Below are 18,497 nucleotides of genomic sequence, written 5' to 3'. Positions count from 1 at the left end.
TCCGGAAACCTTTTCTCGCTTCCTGTCGATTCCGTCGTGCGTCGTTCGACGCGATAGTAGGGGAACGGTTCCCCGAAGCACCGACGAGAGAAGACGACGATGAAGTACATGCTGATCATGCGCGGCACCGACGAGGCGTACGCGGAGTACAAGAAGATCCCGTTCGAGCAGGTCATCAACGAGATGGGCGCGTACAACGAGGCCATGATGACCGCGGGGGTGCTCGTCGCCGGCGACGGCCTCGCCGAGGACATGAGCCAGAACTTCGTCGTCGAGTTCGGCGGCGAGGAGCCGGTCGTCACCGACGGTCCCTACGGCGAGACTCACGAGCTGTTCAACGGCTTCTGGATCATCGAGGTGTCGAGCAAGGACGAGGCCGTCGAGTGGGCGCGGCGCGCGCCGCTCATCGCGGGCAACACGCTCGAGGTGCGCCGGGTGACCGACGAGACCGACTTCGCGGCCTTCGCCGACAACGAGTACATCCAGAAGGAAGAGGGCTGGCGCGAGGAGCAGGCTGCGCGCTGACCCCACGTGACCGACGATCTCACGCGACGCGTCGCGGCGATCTGGCGCATCGAAGGCGCCCGGATCGTCGCGACGCTCGCGCGCGTGGTCGGTGATCTGCCCACCGCCGAGGATCTCGCTCAAGACGCTCTGCTCGAGGCGCTCGCGCAGTGGCCCCGCGAGGGCGTCCCGCACAATCCGGGGGCGTGGCTCACCGCCGTCGCCAAGCGCCGCGCGATCGACGGGTGGCGTCGCGAGCGGGTGCGGGGCGAGAAGTATCACCTGATCGGCGCCGATCTGGATGAGGTGACGGATGCCGCGTGGCAGCCCATCGACGACGACGTGCTGCGCCTGGTGTTCACGGCGTGCCACCCGGTGCTGTCGCGCGACGCGCAGGTCGCGCTGACCCTCAAGGTCGTCGGCGGTCTCGACACGGAGGCGATCGCGCGGCTCTTCCTCGTTCCGGTCCCCACGATGCAGCAGCGGATCGTGCGCGCGAAGAAGGCGCTGAGTGCGGCCGGAGTTCCGTTCGAGGTGCCGGAGCCGTCGGAGTGGCCCGCCCGACGCACCGCCGTGCTCGCGGTGGTCTACCTGATCTTCACCGAGGGCTACGTCGCGAGCACCGGCGACGCGGTGCTGCGCACCGAGCTCGCGCACGAGGCCGTGCGGCTGGGGCGGGTGCTCGGGCGTCTGCTCCCCCGCGAGCCGGAGGTGCTCGGGCTGTCGGCGCTCATGGAGCTGCAGGCGTCGCGGTTCGCCGTGCGCGTCGACGCGAACGGCGATGCCGTGCTGTTGGCCGACCAGGACCGCCGCCGCTGGGATCGGTCGGCGATCGCGCGCGGCAGGGCTCTGCTCGGGAGGGCGGAGGCGCTCGGCCGCGGCCGCGGGCCGTACCAGCTGCAGGCCGCGATCGCCCTCTGTCATGCCGAGGCACCGAGTGTGGAGGCTACCGACTGGGCGCGCATCGTGCAGCTCTACGACGAGCTGGGTCGGCTCGGCCCCAATCCGGTCGTCACGCTGAATCGCGCGGTCGCGGTGGCCATGGCATCCGGAGCCCTCGAGGGTCTCGCGGCGGTCGATGCCCTCGCGGCGACCGGAGCCCTACGGGGATCGCACCTCATCCCGTCGGTGCGCGGAGAGCTGCTGTCGCGGCTGGGGCGTTCGGTCGAGGCGCAGGCGGAGCTCCTGACGGCCGCCGACCTCACGCGAAACGAACGCGAGGCGGCGCTGTTGCGTCGCAAGGCCGAAGCGCTGGGCTACTGACGCGCGGCGTCAGGCGACCACGCCGACCGCGGCCGGCGCGGTGAGCTTGGCGCGCATCGTCGGGGTGTCGTCGCTCCAGAGATCGGCGTCGGCACGGGCCACGACCAGGACGTCCTGCATCATCCCCGTCCGCACCCGGATGCCGTCGGCCTTCGCCCGCGCGCGCACGCTCTCTCGGATGTCGGCGACCGGAGTCGATGCGTCGCACCGCACGACGGCCTGACCCCGCGCGACGGCGCGGACGTAGAGCTGCGCGGCGAGATCGTCGGCGGATGCCATGACGGAACCCTACGCGCGGTGGAGGTGTCGCGGCTCGGGGGCGACGGCCGAGGCGGGAGGGGGGGGTAAGCCTGTCGAAGCCACCGGGACCGCAGCGTGCGGCCCCTTCGACGGGCTCAGGGACTCGGGCCGCCTCGTACGTACGACGACGGAGTCGAGGGCGAACCCCCGACCCCGTCGCGAACGTGCCTCAGGCCGCGGGAACCTCGGCGGGAGCGGTGCGCTTCGCCAGGGTCACGAGCGCCTCGATGATCGAGCGCAGGAAGTCGGCCGTTCCCTCGTCGGTGACGGTGCCGTCCTCTTCGAACAGGCCGGGGGTCGACTGGATGTAGCCCTCGGGCTGGCCGAGGACGAGGGCGTTGTAGTGCAGGAGCACGGAGCGCAGGTGCTGCTGACCCGCGGCCGTGGCGATGCCGCCCTGCGAGGTGCCGATGACGGCGGTGGGCTTGTCGTTGAACGACGCCTCGCCGTAGGGACGGGCCGACCAGTCGAGGGCGTTCTTGAGCACGCCGGGAATGGAGCGGCTGTACTCGGGGGTCACGATGAACATCGCGTCGGAGTCCTCGATCGCCTTCTTGAAGTCGCGCGCGACCTGGGGGAAGTCGCCGTCGTAGTCGGGCGAGTAGAACGGGAGGTCTGCGATGGGGACCTCCTTGAGCGTCACACCCTCGGGCGCGACCTTCTCGAGCGCCTTGGCCAGGCGACGGTTGATGGAGGTGCTGGAGATGCTGCCGACGATGTAGCCGATCTCGGTCACGGTGATCCTCTTTCCAGACGACGGGGGCGCCGGGCGCCCTGATTCATTCACGTGCAAGCATCACGGTCGAACCTGTATTCCTGCTCCTCTTGACTCCGCCTCACGGGGGATGCAGGTGTCGGTGGTCGCCTCTAGCGTGGAGGGATGCCACGGATCACGCGCGCGCAGCAACGGAACGACATCGTGCTCGCGGTCGTGCTGCTGCTGGGCGGCCTGCTCAGCGCGGTGCTGTCGTCGGTCGCGGGGATCTACGGCGATCAGCAGAACTCGCTGGCCATCGCCGTGGCGTACGTGTTCGTGCTCGCCGCTCCCATCGCGCTGCGCCGGCGGTGGCCCTCGGTCACCGCCGTCCTCGTCTCCCTCGCGTACTTCCTGGCCGTGACCTTCCGCATCCCCGAGGTGTACGCCGGCAACATCGCCATGTTCATCGCGCTGTACACCGTCGGCGCCTGGGAGACGAGTCGTCGCCGGGCGACCATCGTCCGCGTGGCCATCATCGTCGGCATGTTCGTCTGGCTGTTCGTGGTCATGTTCCAAGACGCCACGCAGCCGGTCGACGGCGTGACCGAGGGTGCCTTCTCGCGCGTCGGCGCCTTCTCGCCCTTCGTCGCGGCGCAACTGCTGACGCTCGGCATCAACGCGCTCTTCTTCGGCGGGGCGTACTACTTCGGCGATCGCTCGTACCAGCAGATGCGCGAGCGCGCCGCCCTCGAGGAGCGCACGGCCGAGCTCGAGTCCGAGCGCGAGGTGACCGCGGCGCAGGCCGTCGCCCTCGACCGCGTCCGCATCGCGCGCGAGCTGCACGACGTCGTGGCCCATCACGTCTCGCTCATGGGCGTGCAGGCGGGGGTGGCCCGATCACTGCTGGCCCGCGACCCCGACGCCGCTCGCGAGACGCTGGCAGGTGTCGAGAGCTCCGCGCGCACCTCGCTGCACGAACTGCGCCAGTTGCTCGAGACCCTGCGGACGCCCGACGGCGATGCGGCCCCCGACACGGCGCCCACCACCCACGGACTCAGCTCGATCCGATCCCTTGTCGACGACGCCACCGCCGCGGGTCTGCCCACCACCTTCACCGTCGTCGGCGACCCCGCCTGCGATCCCCCGCCGCTCGTGCAGGTCAACCTGTACCGCATCGCCCAGGAGGCGTTGACGAATGCGCGTCGCCACGCGGGCCCCGACGCCACCGCCGACGTGCGCCTCCGATTCGAGACGGATGCCGTAGAACTCGAGGTCGCGAACACCGGACGCCGCGGTTCGTCGGTGCCGGGTCTCGGACAGCTCGGCATGCGCGAGCGCGCGGCCGTGTCCGGGGGGACGATCGACATCGGACCACGCTCACGCGGCGGCTACCTCGTGCGCGTTCGCGTGCCGCTGGCGACGGCGGAGGTGGCGCATGTCTGAGCTGCGCGTCCTGCTCGTCGACGACCACGCCATGATGCGGGCGGGATTCCGCACGATCCTGTCGCTCGAGCCCGACATCGAGGTCGTGGGCGAAGCGGCATCCGGGGTCGAAGCCCTCACCGCGGCGGCGCGTCTGCGGCCGGACGTCATCTGCATGGACGTGCAGATGCCCGACATGGACGGCCTCGAAGCCACCCGCCGCCTGTCCGAGGACCCCGAGTCCGACGCGGCGGTGCTCGTCGTGACGACCTTCGACCGTGACGACTACCTCTTCTCGGCGCTGGCCGCCGGGGCCAGCGGCTTCCTCCTCAAGAACGCGGGCCCCGAAGAGCTCGTCTCCGCCGTGCGCATCGTCGGCGCCGGGGACGCGCTGCTCGCCCCCGAGGTCACGCGCCGGGTGATCGAGCGCTTCGCCTCGCGTGACGCCGAGGTGCCGGCATCCGCCCCCGCCGCCACGATCGAACCGCTGCGTCTCACCGAGCCGCTCACCGAGCGCGAGAGCGAAGTGCTACGCCTGGTGGCCGAGGCCCTGAGCAATGCCGAGATCGCCGCGCGCCTGTTCATCGGCGAGGCCACGGTGAAGACGCACGTGTCGAACATCCTGCAGAAGCTCGGCGCGCGCGACCGTGTGCAGGCCGTCGTGCTCGCGCACCGGCACGGACTGGCCTGACGCCCCCCCTCCCCCTCAGGGTGGAGCCGCAGAACCGTCACGGGGCGGAGGCGGCGCGACATCTCGATCCCTAGCGTGGGAGACATCGAGAGGAAGGGATGCATCGTGCTCCATCTGGACGGCATCACCAAGAGCTACGGCGGACGCCGCGTGCTCGACGGCGTGGGCTTCGACGTCGCCCCCGGGCGACTGACCGGCTTCGTCGGCGGTAACGGCGCCGGGAAGACGACGACCATGCGCATCGCGCTCGGGGTGCTCGGCACGGACGCCGGCACCGTCGAGCTGAACGGTGCCGCCGTCACCACCGCCGACCGGCGCCGCTTCGGCTACATGCCCGAGGAGCGCGGGCTGTATCCCAAGATGAAGGTGGCCGAGCACATCGCCTACCTCGCCCGACTGCACGGCTTCGGCAAGGCCGAGGCGAACGCGAAGGCGACGGCGCTGCTCGAACGGCTCGGTCTCGGCGAGCGCCTCGGCGACCTCATCGAGACGCTGTCGCTCGGCAACCAGCAGCGCGCGCAGATCGCCGCCTCTCTCGTGCACGAGCCCGAGGTGCTGATCCTCGACGAGCCGTTCTCGGGCCTGGACCCCTTGGCGGTCGATGTGGTCGCCGGCGTCCTGCAGGAGAAGGCGGCGGAGGGCGCGGCGGTGCTGTTCTCGTCGCACCAGCTCGACGTTGTCGAGCGCCTCTGCGACGACCTCGTCATCATCGCCGACGGAACGATCCGCGCGGCCGGCAGCCGCGAGGGCCTTCGCGCCGAGCACGCGTCCCACCGCTACGAGCTGGTCTCGCGGGGAGACACCGGATGGCTTCGTGACGAGCCCGGCGTACGGGTGATCGACTTCGACGGCGGATACGCCCTCTTCGACGCCGACGACGACGCCACCGCCCAGCGCGTCCTGCGCGCGGCGGTCGAACGCGGCGACGTGGCCGGCTTCTCCCCCCAGCGGCCCACCCTGGCCGAGATCTTCAAGGAGGTCATCCAGTGAGCACCCTGACGACCGCGCCGGCCCCCTCGCGGAAGACGACGCCGCACCCCGCACCCGGCGAGCTGCGCAGCATCTGGCTGGTCGCCGAGCGCGAGATCGGCTCGAAGCTGCGCAGCAAGGCCTTCGTCATCTCGACCGCGATCCTCATCGTCGCCGCCCTCGCCTCGGTGCTCTGGGGCGGTTTCGCGGCCTCGAATGCCAGCTCCAGCGGCATCCCGGTCGCCGTCACCTCTCAGACGCAGGCCGATGTGTCGGGTCTCGAGGGGCTCGAGGTGACGGTCGCCGACAGCGATGACGCCGCTCGTGCCCTCGTGGCAGAGGGGACGGTGGATGCCGCCCTGGTCTCGGGATCGTCGGAGTCGTCGTTCGATTTCACCGTCGTGGTGAAGGACAGCGTCCCCTCGACGCTCCTGCAGATGCTGAGCGACACCCCACCGGTCGACCGGCTCGAACCCGGCTCGAACGCCGCTGACGTGCTGCGGTACTTCATCGCGCTGGCCTTCGGCATCGTTTTCCTGATCGCGGCGACCACCTTCGGCGGGACGATCGCGCAGAGCGTGGTGGAGGAGAAGCAGACGCGCGTGGTCGAGATCCTCATCTCGGCGATCCCGGTGCGGGCGTTGCTCGCGGGCAAGGTGCTCGGCAACACGATCCTCGCGATGGCCCAGATCGTGCTGCTCGCCGCCGTCGCTGTGGTGGGACTCGCAGTCACCGGTCAGGCCGGGGTACTCGATGCGCTCGGCGCCCCTATCGCCTGGTTCGCGATCTTCTTCCTGTTCGGATTCGTCCTGCTGGCGGCGCTGTTCGCCGCGGCCGCCGCGATGGTCTCGCGACAGGAGGACATCGGGGCCACCACGACGCCGATCACGATGCTGATCATGGCGCCGTACTTCTTGGTGATCTTCTTCAACGACAACCCCGTCGTGCTGACGATCATGTCGTACGTGCCGTTCTCGGCCCCGGTGGGGATGCCGCTGCGCATGTACCTCGGCGACGCGCAGTGGTGGGAGCCCGTGCTCTCGCTGCTCGTGCTACTCGCCTCGTGCGTGCTCGCGATCGGCGTCGCCGCCCGCATCTACCGCAACTCGCTGCTGCGCATGGGGGCGCGCGTCAAGCTCGGCGAGGCTCTGCGGGGCTGACCGGTTCGGGTCCGGTCAGCGGGCGGATGGATGCCAGGGCTTCGGCATCCATCCGCCCCTTTTCGTCGTGAGGCTCGGGACTGGCTGCGCCCGCTCGCTTCCTCGCGCTCGGAGCCGTCGTGGGGTGAGCCCGATCACTCGGAATAGGCACCATCGGCGTGGAACGTCGTCGTTCTCCTTCTCTACTGCGCCACGTAGGCCGTGACGCTCGGCGACAAGCGGATCGGGATGCCGGTGACGTCGGAGTCATCCGGGTCGCCGATCGCGACGGTCAGGGTCTCGTCGACGCCGAAGATCGCGGCCCCCTCCTGCGCTCCGCTCGCGCACCCGGCCGACCACGGACGGTTGTCGGTCGAGGTGAAGGTCACGACGCAGCGTCCGTCACCGTCATCGGGCTGGGCGAGGTAGATGCGGAAGTCGCTGACCGTGGCGATGTAGCGGGTGCTCCCGGCGTCGATGCCACTGTCGCGGAGGATATCGGCCGAGATGACGTCTTCGACCGTCTGCGGGAACGTCAGCTCGGGGTAGGCCGCCGCTGCCGGATCGGGGGTCGCGGCCATGGTCGGAGCCGTGCTCGCCCCGATCGCGATGCCGATCCCGAGCATCACCAGGGCGCCGACAGCGGTCACCGCGACGCGCAGCACGCGGCGGGGCGTCAGGCGGGTGGCATCCGGGATGCGGGGAGGGTCCGCGGGGGTGGGGATGTCGGCGGCGGGGCTCTCGGGGGCGAGGGCTCCGGGAGCCGGGGCATCGGGGGCCGACGCGGTGCAAGCCGGGTCGGGCGCGACGTCTGGGGAGGAGTCGGCGCGGGCGCGATCTTCGAGCTCGGCGAGACGCTCGATCATCGCGGGCGTCGCGGACGCCCCCTCGGCCCCGTACACGCGCTCGCGCAGCCGTCGCAGCTCGACGTCGTCGTCCATGCGTCGACTCTAGGGCCGCGGCGGCGTCCGTCGGGTCGGGCTCAGGTCGCCTCGGCGCGCGCGGTGGCGTCGAGGGCGTCGGCCGCGCCCACCAGGGCGAGGTGGGAGAGCGCTTGGGGGGTGTTGCCCGCCTGGCGACCGCTGGTGGGGTCGTACTCCTCGGACAGCAGGCCGAGGTCGTTGGCGACGGCCGTCAGACGCTGCATGAGCGCGACCGCCTCGTCGCGGCGGCCGCTGTGCGCGTATTGCCCGACGAGCCAGAACGAGCACGCGAGGAAGGGGTGCTCATCGCCCGTCAGCCCGTCGACGCCCGTGGTGCGGTAGCGCAGCAGCCAGCCGTCGGGCATGAGCGTCTCTTCCATGCGGGCGACGGTTGCGAGCATGCGCGGGTCGTCGTAGGCGCAGAAGCCCACCTGCGGCAGCACGAGGAGCGACGCGTCGACCTCGTCGGTGTCGAAGTGCTGGGTGAACCAGCCGCCGGCGTGCACTCCGCGCGCGTCGATGTCGGCTCGGACGCGATCCCGCAGGTTTCGCCAGGTGGCGACGTCGCCGTCGCGACCGCCCTCTTCGACGGCCCGGATGCCACGGTCGAACGCGGCCCACACCATCGCTCGGGAGTGGGTGAAGAAGTGGGGGTCGCCGCGCATCTCCCAGATGCCCAGGTCGGGGCGGTCGACCTCGCTCGCCAACTGGTCGAGGAGCGCGCGCTGGAGGGACCACGAGAACGTCGTCTCTTCGACGCCGGCGTCGCGGGCCGCTTCGAGGGCGACCATGACCTCGCCGATGACGTCCGCCTGATACTGGTCGACCGCTCCGTTGCCGATGCGCACGGGGGCCGCGCCGCCGTAGCCGGGGAGGCTCGGGATCTCGCGCTCGGGGAGGTCGCGCTCGCCCGCGATGCCGTACATGATCTGCACGTCGGCGGGGTCGCCCGCGATCGCTCGGAGCAGCCAGTCGCGCCAGCGGTGAGCGGCATCGAGGTAGCCGTGGGCGATGTAGGCGCTGAGGGTGAGAGCCGCGTCCCGGAGCCAGACGTAGCGGTAGTCCCAGTTGCGGGACCCCCCGAAGGCCTCGGGCAGCGAGGTGGTGGCCGCCGCCACGATGCCGCCCGTCTCGGAGTGCGTGAGGGCACGCAGCACCATGAGGGAGCGCGTGACGAGCGCCGCGTGCGTACCCGCGGACTGCACCCGGTCGGCCCACGCCGCCCACCACTCTCGGGTGCGTTCGAGCGCCGCCTCGACGTCGAAGGCGGCCGGCGGGTCCTGCCAGGACGGGCCCCACGCCAGGACCGAGTCGACGCTTCGGCCCGCTTCCGTGGTCCAGCGGCCCCGGTGGGCGGTGTCGACGGCGATGAGACGGGGCCCGCGGATCGTCACGGCGTCGGGCCCGGCGGCGGCGAGGATGACGTGCTCGTCGTCGTGACCGATCTGGCGCACCCACGGCACCGCGCGGGCGTAGTCGAAGCGCAGACGCACCTCGCTGACGAAGTCGACCGCGCCCGACACCCCCACCACCCGTCGGATGAGGGCCTCGACACCCTCGTCGACGGGCATGGCGTCGTAGACGTCGGCGATGCCGGTCGAGGTCTCCCACCGTGTGACGAGCACGAACGTGTCGCCGTCGTACCGCCGGGTCGCCCGGGCCTCGGGGTCGGCGGGGCGCAACGACCACGCGCCATGGGACTCGTCGCCGAGCAGGGCGCCGAACATCGAACCGCTGTCGTACCGCGGCAGGCACAACCAGTCGACGCTCCCCGCGGAGGAGACGAGAGCGGCGGATCGGCAGTTGCTGAGGACCGCGTAGTCCTCGATCGGAGTCGTCACCCTCGGATTGTGGCAGGTGCCTCCGACATCATGCTCATCGATCTCGCTAGTGGTTCCCGTGCACCCGCTGCAAGCGGCACGGCGATGTCGGAGGCGAGCGCTACGGTTTCCCCATGGCCGCGGACACCACCCTGATCATCCTGGGCGCCTCGGGCGACCTCACCTCGCGACTGCTCCTCCCGGCCCTCGGCCAGTTGCTCTCGCGCGAGCCGAACCGGTCCGTGCGTCTGCACGGCGCCGGTATGGAGAACTGGACCGACGAGCACTGGCGCGGAGTGGTCGAGAAGGCCTTCCAGACGATGGATGCCGACGATGCCTTCGCCTCCGTCTCGGAGACGACGTACTCGCAGGCCGACATCACGAAGGCCGCCGACCTGCAGAAGCTGCTCGACGACGCCGAGGGCCGACCGGCCCTGTACTTCGCGGTTCCCCCGGCGGTGACCGAGAAGGCCTGCCTCGCGCTCAGCGATGTCACGATCCCCGAGGGCACGATCCTCGCCCTCGAGAAGCCGTTCGGTACCGACGAGGCCAGCGCCCACACGCTCAACAAGCAACTGGCGACCCTCGTGCCCGAAGACCAGGTCTTCCGCATCGACCACTTCCTGGGCCGTTCCACGGTGCTGAACCTCCTGGGCACGCGCTTCGCGAACCGCATCGTCGAGAGCGTCTGGTCGGCCGACGACATCGCCTCGATCCGCATCGACTTCCCCGAGGCCCTCGGCCTCGAGGGCCGCGCCGGTTACTACGATGCGGCCGGCGCCCTGGTCGACATGATCCAGAGCCACCTCCTGCAGGTGATGGCCTTCGTCACGATGGAGCCGCCGGCATCCCTCGATCAACTCGATCTGCGCGATGCGACCTCGGCGGTCCTGCGGGCCACGCACGTGAAGGACGACGATCCGGTCGCGAACTCGCGCCGCGCGCGCTACACCGCGGGAGACGTGGGCGATCGTCACTTCTCGTCGTATGTCGACGAGCCCGGGGTCGACGCCTCGCGTGGCACCGAGACGCTCGCCGAGATGACCGCCGAGGTGCGCACCGCCCGCTGGCAGGGCGTCCCGATCCTGCTGCGCTCGGGCAAGGCGCTCGGCGCGGGAGACCCCGCGGTGACGGTGACGTTCAAGCCCGTGCGCCACCTTCCCGACGGGTTCATCGGAGAGAGCGAGCCCTCCGAGATGGTGTTCTCGCTGGGTCCCGACACGATCAGCCTCGGCCTCAACATCAACGGTGCCGACGACCCCCTCGATCTCGAGCGCGTGAACCTTTCCGCGCACCTCGGCGAGGGCGCCCTCAAGGCCTACGGCGAAGTGCTCTCGGGCATCCTCGACGGCGACGCCATGCTGGCCGTCCGCGGTGACGCGGCCGAGCAGTGTTGGCGAATCGTGCAGCCGGTCATCGACGCGTGGCGCAAGAACGAGGTGCCCCTCGACGAGTACCCGGCGGGGACCGCAGGGCCATCCTCCTGGAACGACTGATCACTTCCCCGGCACGCGGCGGTCACCCGGGGTCGCCGGCCGCGAGTCGGTCGCTCATCAGAGACGCATAAGTTCACACGGGAACACCTCGCCGCGCGTCGGCGTTCAATGGTGCGGGTCAACGGCGTCCCGGATCAGTCCCCGTTCTCAGGAGTTCTCATGTCTCTCACCCTCGACCGCACCGCCCCCACCGACGCCCCCATCCTCGACGTCCTCGCCGAGCGGTGGAGCACCCGGGTCTTCGACCCCGAGACGCCGATCGACGAGGCCGCCCTGCGCTCCGCCCTCGAGGCCGCCCGCTGGGCTCCCTCGGGCATGAACTTCCAGCCGTGGCGTTTCATCGTCGCGCGCCGCGGCACCGCCGCGCACAAGAAGGTCGTCTCCGCCCTCATGGGCTTCAACCAGGCGTGGGCTCCCGCCGCCGGCGCCCTGCTCGTCGTGCTCGCCGAAACCGAGACCGAAGACGGCGAGGCGCGCACCTGGGCTCAGTACGACAGCGGCCAGGCCGCCGCCCACTTCACCGTGCAGGCGCACGCCGAGGGCCTCGCGACCCACCAGATGGGCGGATTCGTGGCCGACGATCTGCGCGCCGCCTTCGACATCGACGCCCGCTTCACCCCCGTGACCGTCATCGCGGTCGGCGCCCTGGGCGACATCGACGCGGCCGAAGAGGGCCTGCGTCAGCGCGAGCTCGCTCCGCGCCAGCGCCGCTCGGTGGAGGAGTCGCTGCTCGTCGACGACTGAGCCCCGGCATCCGTCCCCACTCCACCCGATAAACGCCCGCTGCACTCGGAAACGCTCTCGGAGAGCGTTTCCCCGTGCAGCGGGCGTTTATCGGCAGGGGGCGGGGCGCGCCGGCGGGAGTCGCGCACACGGAAGGGGGATGCCGCGCACAGCGCGTGGCATCCCCCTTCTTGTCGCCGCTACTCGACGATCTCCGCCTCGATCACGTCGTCGTCGCCCGACTCCGGCTGCGCCGGCCCGGTGCTCACGAGCACGAGCGAGTCGCCGTCGCTCGCCACATCGACCCGCACGACATCGCCGTCGCGGACCGAGCCGGCCAGGATCGCCATCGCGAGGCGGTTCTGGATCTCGGTCTGGATGAGCCGGCGCAGCGGCCGGGCGCCGTACACCGGGTCGTATCCGCGCTCGGACAGCCACGACCGGGCGTCGGGGGTGACCGCCAGGCTCAGTCGGCGCTCGCGAAGACGCTTGTGCAACGCGTCGACCGCGAGTTCGACGATCTGCGCGAGGTCGTCCTGGCTCAGCGCCTGGAAGATCACGATGTCGTCGAGTCGGTTCACGAATTCCGGCTTGAACGCCTGGCGGACGAGCGCCTGCACCTGCTCGCGCTTGGTCTCCATCGACAGGGTCGGGTCGATGAGGATGGGCGACCCCAGGTTCGAGGTGAGCACCAGGATGACGTTCGTGAAATCGACCGTTCGCCCCTGACCGTCGGTGAGACGCCCGTCGTCCATCACCTGCAGCAGCACGTCGAAGACCTCGGGGTGTGCCTTTTCGACCTCGTCGAGCAGCACGACGGAATAGGGTCGACGACGCACTGCCTCGGTCAGCTGACCGCCCTGCTCGTAGCCGATGTAGCCCGGAGGAGCACCGACCAGCCGCGAGACGGAGTGCTTCTCGCCGTACTCCGACATGTCGATGCGGACCATGGCGTGCTCGTCGTCGAAGAGGAAGTCGGCGAGCGACTTCGCCAGCTCCGTCTTGCCGACGCCGGTCGGGCCGAGGAACAGGAACGATCCGACCGGCCGGTGCGGGTCGCTGATGCCCGCGCGCGAGCGTCGAACGGCGTCGGACACCGCCTTCACGGCATCCCGCTGCCCGATCAGGCGCTTGCCGAGCTCGCGCTCGAGGTTGAGGAGCTTCTCGGTCTCCCCCTGCAGCAGGCGCCCGACCGGAATGCCCGTCCACGCCGCGATGACCGCCGCGATGTCTTCGTCGGTGACCTGCTCGTTCACCATGCGGTCCCCCGCGGGCTCTTCGCGCTCAGCGGCCATGAGTTCACGCTCGAGGGCCGGGATCTCGGCGTACAGCAGTCGCGATGCCCGCTCGAGGTTGCCCTCGCGCTGCGCACGCTCGGCGTCGACGCGAGCGGCATCCAATCGGGTCTTGAGATCACCGACGCGGTTGAGCGAGGCGCGCTCGCGCTCCCACCGCGCCTGGAGGTCGTCGAGCTTGGCCTGCTCGGCGCCGAGAGTTTCGCGAAGGGTCGCGAGGCGCTCCTTCGAAGCGTCGTCCTTCTCCTTCTTCAGCGCGAGCTCTTCGAGCTTGAGGCGGTCGACGTGGCGGCGCAGCTCGTCGATCTCGAGAGGAGCCGAATCGATCTCCATGCGGAGGCGCGATGCCGCTTCGTCGATCAGGTCGATCGCCTTGTCGGGCAGCTGACGTGCCGGGATGTAGCGGTTGGACAGCGCGGCGGCGGCGACCAGGGCGGCATCCGCGATCGCGACCTTATGGTGCGCCTCGTAGCGCTCCTTCAATCCGCGCAGGATCGCCACCGTGTCTTCCACCGTGGGCTCGCCGACGTACACCTGCTGGAAGCGGCGCTCGAGGGCGGCGTCCTTCTCGATGAACTCGCGGTACTCGTCCAGCGTCGTGGCGCCGATGAGCCGCAGCTCGCCGCGAGCGAGCATGGGCTTGAGCATGTTCGAGGCCGCGACCGAGCCCTCGCCGCCACCCGCGCCCATGAGCACGTGCAGCTCGTCGATGAACGTGATGACGCGTCCGTCGGACTCGGTGATCTCTTTGAGAACGCTCTTCAGGCGCTCCTCGAACTGGCCGCGGTACATCGCGCCGGCGACGAGGGCCGAGATGTCGAGCGAGACGAGCTCTTTGTCCTTGAGGCTCTCGGCGACGTCACCCGCGACGATGCGCTGGGCGAGGCCCTCGACGACGGCGGTCTTGCCGACGCCGGGTTCACCGATGAGCACGGGGTTGTTCTTGGTGCGCCTGGTGAGCACCTGGCTGACGCGGCGGATCTCGCCGTCACGCCCGATGACGGGGTCGAGCTTGCCCTGGCGGGCCCGGTCGGTGAGGTTGATGCCGAACTGCTCGAGGGCGCTGCGCGCGTCCTCCTGCCCCGGCTGTTGTGTGGCATTCATGTGTTCTCCTGAAGTCTGTTCGCAAAGTTGAGTTGCGTTGGCTCAACTTTAGCAGTGGCCGGGGCGCGCGGCAATGGGCACCGGGCGGCCCGGGGCGTCCGGTTACCCGCCGGGGGCGCCGAGATCACGTGATCTGGGCGAGATGACCCGCCGCAGCGCGCGAGGTCGACGAGATCACGTGAACTGGGCGAGATGACCCGCTACAGCGGGCGCGGTGGGCGAGATCACGTGATCTTAGCGGAGGCTCGGGACGCGGTCGGCCGCACGTCAGGCGGGGATCGGCTCCGCGATCTGCGCGGGAAGATCGACCCCGGATGCCGTTTCCCCCGCACACGAGAAGCGCGCGCGGTAGGCGGTCGGGGTGAGGCCCATCGTCCGAGCGAAGTTCTGCCGCAGCACCGCGGCCGACCCGAACCCGCACTCCGCCGCGACGCGGTCGAGACCGAGGTCGGTCTCCTCGAGCAGACGCTGCGCGTGCAGCAGGCGCTGACGTGCGAGCCAGGCCGCCGGAGTCACACCCAGGTCCGCCTTGAAGCGGCGCGCGAAGGTGCGCGGCGACATGTGCGCGCGAGCGGCGAGACGGTCGACCGAGAGGTCGGCATCCAGGTTCTGCAGCATCCACTCGGTGACCGGGGCGAGCGAGAGCGAGGAGTCGATCGGGATCGGCGAGGCGATGAACTGCGCCTGACCGCCGTCGCGCTGCGGAGCCACGACCATGCGCCGGGCGATGCGGTTGGCGAGCTCGGACCCGAGCTCCTGCCGCAGCAGATGCAGGCACGCGTCGAGGCCCGCGGCGGTGCCGGCGCTGGTGATGATGTTGCCCGACTGCACGTAGAGCACGTCGGGGTCGACCTCGATCTCCGGGTACATCCGCGACATGACGTCGGCGTATCGCCAGTGGGTGGTCGCCCGCTTTCCGTCGAGGACGCCCGCCGCCGCAAGGACGAACGACCCGCTGCACACGCTCAGCAGCCAGGCGCCGCGGGCGTGCGCGGCCCGCACCACCTCTATCACGCGGGGGTCCACGGCATCCCACTGCTTTCTCGGAATCGGCGCGAGCACGAGGATGTCGACGTCGGCGGCGGCCTCGAGCCCATGCTCGACGTTCACCGAGAACCCGATGTTCGCGGGGACGACGCCGGGGTCGGGGGCGACGATGCGGAAATCGAAGTTGGGGATGCCCTCATCACTGCGGTCGAGACCGAACGCCTCGCATGCCAAGCCGAACTCGAACGGGGCGAAGCCCGACTGGATGACGACGGCGACCGAGCGCATGGGATCCTCCGGCATGGCAGAAATCTGATGTAGTGCGTCCATCATGCCACTCGTGACCGGATTGCTCCAGTCGTAGCTTTTCGGACATGGCTTACTTCATCGCTCTCGGCATCCTGTCCCTGGTCGGCATCGTCGGAACCGTCTGGCTCGTCCGCACCGACGGCTACGGCCGCGTCCGCACCGACCACTCCCGAGGCGCGCCGGACCGGGCGGGACGCCCGGCGGCTCAGCGGTCGGCGGCTCAGCGCCCCGCAGCGACCGCCCGCGCGTACACGTCGACCATCGCGGCCGTGCGCGAGGACTGGCGGAACCGCTCCGCGATCGACGGGTCGGGGATGACCGGGGTGCCGGCGGCGATGTCGGCGGCGGAACGGCGGAGCGCTTCCGCGAGCGCCGGGATCGTGGCATCCGGAACCGTCCAGATGCCCGAGCCGAGCTCGGCCGCGATATCCGGGTCGCTCACCACCGCGGGCGTCCCGAGCGAAGCCGCCTCAAACACCGTCATCCCCTGCGTCTCGAATCCGATCGAGGTCTGCACGACGGCGTCGGCATCGGCGAGGCGCCGGAGCGTCTCGGCATAGGGCAAGCGCCCCGAGAAGATCACGGACGCCGTCGGCGACGACCGCTCGACCAGACGACGCGCGGCGCGCAGCTGCGCCCCGCCTCCGACTATCTCGACCTCGGCGTCGATGCCCGAGGCGATGACCGCCTCGAGGAACGGCAGCAGGCGCTTTTCGGGACTCATGCGACCGAGCCAGATGAAACGCGGGCGGCCCGGGCGGCGCTCCGAGGTCTCGGCACGCAACGCCGCGTCGAGCACGTCGTCGTCGATACCGTTCCAGATCACATCGACCGAGGGGGCCACCCCGTGGTCTTCGAGGCGCCGGGCGAAGTGGCCCGAGGGGGCCGTCACCGCGCGCGAGAGACGGGCCAGCCGGCGCAGGAACGCCCAGCCGTCGGCGCGGCTGCGGGCTGCCGCCGTCGCGGAACTCGCAGAATCGCGCCGATCTCGCATCGATCCGCCCGACATCTGCGAGCTCGGTGCGTTTTTGCGGGGTTCGGCGCCGGCGGGCGCCCCGCCCGGCAGCGCCCGCCGCGCCCACGCGTTGAGCGCGCGGAGCACGAGCCCCGGGAACGGCGCCGTCGCCTCGATCCCCACGTCGACGCGGTTGTGCATCGTGTGCACGACCGGAAGCCCGTGACGCGCGGCGTAGCGGTGGCCGATGAACGCGCCCCAGAAGTCGGCCTGCACGTGCACGACGTCGACGGGGAGTCGCGCGCCCATCTCGGCATCCAGGAATCTGTCCGTCCGCGCGCCCGGCCACGACAGCGCGTATTCGCGATCGGGGGTGATCGCGATCGAGGGGAGGTCGAGGTACGCCGGGTCGTCCGGTGCGTCGCGATGCAGGCGGGGCGCCACCACGGTGACGACATGACCCGCACGCTCGAGGAAGCGCTTCTGCAGCCGCATCGACACCTGCGCGCCGCCGAGTGACTCGAGGTGCTGGTCGGCGAACATCACGACGTGCACGGGATCACTCCGGCAGGGGCCGACCGCGGTACAGCGCCTCGAAGGTGTCGAGCGTTCGATTGATGTCGTGCACGGCGACCGCGTCGAGAGAGGCCTGCTGCATGCGCGTCCGCTCGTCGGGCGCGGCGGAGAGCACGTCGGTCAGACGCGCGGCGAGCTCTTCGGCGTTGCCGGGCTCGAAGAGGTAGCCGTTCTCCCCCTCGTGCACGAGGTGCGGCAGTGCCACGGCGTTCGCGGCGACGATCGGCAGACCGGATGCCATGGCCTCCATCGTCGCGATCGACTGCAGCTCCGCGATGGACGCGATGGCGAAGACGCTGGCCCGCGAGTAGAGCGTGCGCAGGTCTTCCTCCGACGCGTGGCCGTGGAACGTCACGCGCGACGCGACCCCGAGCTGTTGCGCGAGGGCCTCGAGCTTGGCGCGCTGGTCGCCGCCGCCCACGACGTCGAAGGTGACCTGGAGCGCGGGATCGAGCTGCGACAAGGCCCGGAGGACGACGTCGATGTGCTTCTCGGTGGTCAGACGCCCCACGAACAGGATGCGGTTCGCGTCGCGCGGAGTCAGATCGGGGCAGTAGTTCGAGCGGTCGATACCGCACGAGATCGGGATCACGCCCGAGATGTCGATCGTCGACTCGAGGAAGTCGGCCGCCTTGCGCGTAGGCGTGGTGACGGCGCGCGTCATCTTGAACGTGCGCTCGGCGTCGGCCCACGCGAGCTTGACGAAAATGCGGTCGAGGAAGTCGGGGAGGGTGGTGAAGTCGAGGATGTTCTCGGCCATCACATGGTTCGTCGCCACGACCGGGATGCCACGCTTTCGCGCCTCGCGGGCCAGACCGCGCCCGATGATGATGTGCGACTGGATGTGCACGACGTCGGGCTTGATCTCGTCGAGCAGGATGCGGGCGTAGTGCTTCGAACGCCAGGGGAAGACGAACGTCAGCCAGTCGTGCGGGAGGAAACGGTGCGACGGTAGGCGGTGCACGGTCATCGGCTGATCTTCGATGACCTCGGTCCCGGTGCCGTCTTCGCCCCGGCCTGCGCTGGGAGCCGCGACATGGACGTCGTGCCCGCGGGCGACGAGACCGGCGGCGAGGCGCTCGGCGAAGCGGGCGGCGCCGTTGACGTGCGGGAGGAACGTGTCGGCACCGATGAGGATGCGCAGCGGACGATCGGCGGCGGGCGCGGGAGTGTCGGCGGGCGTCGCAGGAGTGGTCACGAGGGGTGAGGCCTATCTATGCGGCGGACGGGTCGCACGGTGCGGGGTGTTGCGCGGTCCACCCTACCCGAGCGGGTTCAGCACTCCCCGGAGCCGTGCACAGGGTGGGCTGCCGCCGGGCGCGGC

The 18,497-nt window shown here is 70.4% G+C and carries 16 protein-coding genes; 8 read left to right on the top strand and 8 right to left on the bottom strand.

Translation table 11 applies throughout. The annotated features are described in order from the left end of the window. The first annotated feature begins 99 nt into the window (after positions 1 to 99). Positions 100 to 525 carry a YciI family protein gene (locus F9B98_RS07480; protein ID WP_150955019.1) on the top strand — a complete coding sequence of 142 codons (426 nt, stop codon included), beginning with the start codon at positions 100 to 102 and terminating at the stop codon, positions 523 to 525. Positions 526 to 531: 6 nt separating this feature from the next. After that, positions 532 to 1,767, top strand: coding sequence for an RNA polymerase sigma factor (locus F9B98_RS07475; protein ID WP_150955017.1), 1,236 nt, complete (start codon positions 532 to 534; stop codon positions 1,765 to 1,767). 9 nt (positions 1,768 to 1,776) lie between these two features. Here the strand turns inward: F9B98_RS07475 and F9B98_RS07470 are convergent, their stop codons facing one another. Together F9B98_RS07470 and F9B98_RS07465 are read right to left on the bottom strand one after the other, a co-directional pair. After that, on the bottom strand, positions 1,777 to 2,046 hold the full coding sequence (locus F9B98_RS07470; protein ID WP_150955014.1) for a hypothetical protein: 270 nt from the start codon (positions 2,044 to 2,046) through the stop codon (positions 1,777 to 1,779). Between the two features lie 190 nt (positions 2,047 to 2,236). Beyond that, on the bottom strand, positions 2,237 to 2,809 hold the full coding sequence (locus F9B98_RS07465; RefSeq protein WP_150955999.1) for an NADPH-dependent FMN reductase: 573 nt from the start codon (positions 2,807 to 2,809) through the stop codon (positions 2,237 to 2,239). Positions 2,810 to 2,947: 138 nt separating this feature from the next. On the opposite strand from F9B98_RS07465, the gene F9B98_RS07460 reads away from it, so the two are divergent. From F9B98_RS07460 to F9B98_RS07445, 4 genes are all read left to right on the top strand, one after another. Next, positions 2,948 to 4,207 carry a sensor histidine kinase gene (locus F9B98_RS07460; protein ID WP_150955011.1) on the top strand — a complete coding sequence of 420 codons (1,260 nt, stop codon included), beginning with the start codon at positions 2,948 to 2,950 and terminating at the stop codon, positions 4,205 to 4,207. Next, positions 4,200 to 4,877, top strand: coding sequence for a response regulator (locus F9B98_RS07455; RefSeq protein WP_150955008.1), 678 nt, complete (start codon positions 4,200 to 4,202; stop codon positions 4,875 to 4,877). The genes F9B98_RS07460 and F9B98_RS07455 overlap by 8 nt, the downstream gene beginning before the upstream one ends. A 105-nt stretch (positions 4,878 to 4,982) precedes the next feature. Continuing rightward, positions 4,983 to 5,867 carry an ABC transporter ATP-binding protein gene (locus F9B98_RS07450; protein ID WP_150955006.1) on the top strand — a complete coding sequence of 295 codons (885 nt, stop codon included), beginning with the start codon at positions 4,983 to 4,985 and terminating at the stop codon, positions 5,865 to 5,867. A gap of 5 nt (positions 5,868 to 5,872) precedes the next feature. Next, positions 5,873 to 7,006, top strand: a complete 1,134-nt coding sequence (locus F9B98_RS07445; protein WP_150955996.1) for an ABC transporter permease — start codon at positions 5,873 to 5,875, stop codon at positions 7,004 to 7,006. A gap of 182 nt (positions 7,007 to 7,188) precedes the next feature. On the opposite strand, the gene F9B98_RS07440 is transcribed toward F9B98_RS07445, so the two are convergent. Next, the gene (locus F9B98_RS07440; protein WP_150955003.1) at positions 7,189 to 7,926 is read right to left on the bottom strand and encodes a hypothetical protein; all 738 of its coding nucleotides are present in this window, start codon (positions 7,924 to 7,926) and stop codon (positions 7,189 to 7,191) included. A gap of 41 nt (positions 7,927 to 7,967) precedes the next feature. Continuing rightward, complete coding sequence (locus F9B98_RS07435) at positions 7,968 to 9,749, bottom strand: glycoside hydrolase family 15 protein (protein WP_150955000.1); 1,782 nt, start codon at positions 9,747 to 9,749, stop codon at positions 7,968 to 7,970. A gap of 113 nt (positions 9,750 to 9,862) precedes the next feature. On the opposite strand from F9B98_RS07435, the gene F9B98_RS07430 reads away from it, so the two are divergent. Continuing rightward, entirely contained in the window at positions 9,863 to 11,224 is a 1,362-nt protein-coding gene (locus F9B98_RS07430; protein ID WP_150954996.1) for a glucose-6-phosphate dehydrogenase, read from the top strand. A gap of 159 nt (positions 11,225 to 11,383) precedes the next feature. Further along, complete coding sequence (locus tag F9B98_RS07425; RefSeq protein WP_150954992.1) at positions 11,384 to 11,968, top strand: nitroreductase family protein; 585 nt, start codon at positions 11,384 to 11,386, stop codon at positions 11,966 to 11,968. A 179-nt stretch (positions 11,969 to 12,147) separates the two neighbouring features. Here F9B98_RS07425 and F9B98_RS07420 read toward each other — a convergent pair whose 3' ends face one another. The 4 genes from F9B98_RS07420 to F9B98_RS07405 all read right to left on the bottom strand — a co-directional run bounded on the left by F9B98_RS07420 (position 12,148) and on the right by F9B98_RS07405 (position 18,371). Beyond that, positions 12,148 to 14,346: an ATP-dependent Clp protease ATP-binding subunit gene (locus F9B98_RS07420; RefSeq protein WP_150954989.1), complete on the bottom strand. Its 2,199-nt coding sequence runs from the start codon at positions 14,344 to 14,346 to the stop codon at positions 12,148 to 12,150. 267 nt (positions 14,347 to 14,613) lie between these two features. Continuing rightward, positions 14,614 to 15,621 (bottom strand): GlxA family transcriptional regulator, encoded by a 1,008-nt coding sequence (locus F9B98_RS07415; protein WP_150955993.1) that lies wholly within the window; start codon positions 15,619 to 15,621, stop codon positions 14,614 to 14,616. A gap of 241 nt (positions 15,622 to 15,862) precedes the next feature. Next, positions 15,863 to 17,152 carry a glycosyltransferase gene (locus F9B98_RS07410; RefSeq protein WP_150954985.1) on the bottom strand — a complete coding sequence of 430 codons (1,290 nt, stop codon included), beginning with the start codon at positions 17,150 to 17,152 and terminating at the stop codon, positions 15,863 to 15,865. Positions 17,153 to 17,156: 4 nt separating this feature from the next. Further along, entirely contained in the window at positions 17,157 to 18,371 is a 1,215-nt protein-coding gene (locus tag F9B98_RS07405) for a glycosyltransferase (protein ID WP_150954982.1), read from the bottom strand. Positions 18,372 to 18,497: the final 126 nt, after the last annotated feature.

It is taken from the genome of Microbacterium testaceum StLB037 (assembly GCF_008763945.1).
Taxonomy (GTDB): domain Bacteria; phylum Actinomycetota; class Actinomycetes; order Actinomycetales; family Microbacteriaceae; genus Microbacterium; species Microbacterium testaceum_G.
This window is presented reverse-complemented; position numbering and strand designations above follow the sequence as displayed.

What these genes read in the sequence shown, in the direction of transcription:
- F9B98_RS07480 (WP_150955019.1), top strand. Translation starts at nt 100, where the DNA reads ATGAAGTACATGCTGATCATGCGCGGCACCGACGAGGCGTACGCGGAG.
- F9B98_RS07470 (WP_150955014.1), bottom strand. Translation starts at nt 2,046, where the DNA reads ATGGCATCCGCCGACGATCTCGCCGCGCAGCTCTACGTCCGCGCCGTC.
- F9B98_RS07460 (WP_150955011.1), top strand. Translation starts at nt 2,948, where the DNA reads ATGCCACGGATCACGCGCGCGCAGCAACGGAACGACATCGTGCTCGCG.
- F9B98_RS07455 (WP_150955008.1), top strand. Translation starts at nt 4,200, where the DNA reads ATGTCTGAGCTGCGCGTCCTGCTCGTCGACGACCACGCCATGATGCGG.
- F9B98_RS07440 (WP_150955003.1), bottom strand. Translation starts at nt 7,926, where the DNA reads ATGGACGACGACGTCGAGCTGCGACGGCTGCGCGAGCGCGTGTACGGG.
- F9B98_RS07430 (WP_150954996.1), top strand. Translation starts at nt 9,863, where the DNA reads ATGGCCGCGGACACCACCCTGATCATCCTGGGCGCCTCGGGCGACCTC.
- F9B98_RS07425 (WP_150954992.1), top strand. Translation starts at nt 11,384, where the DNA reads ATGTCTCTCACCCTCGACCGCACCGCCCCCACCGACGCCCCCATCCTC.
- F9B98_RS07420 (WP_150954989.1), bottom strand. Translation starts at nt 14,346, where the DNA reads ATGAATGCCACACAACAGCCGGGGCAGGAGGACGCGCGCAGCGCCCTC.
- F9B98_RS07415 (WP_150955993.1), bottom strand. Translation starts at nt 15,621, where the DNA reads ATGCGCTCGGTCGCCGTCGTCATCCAGTCGGGCTTCGCCCCGTTCGAG.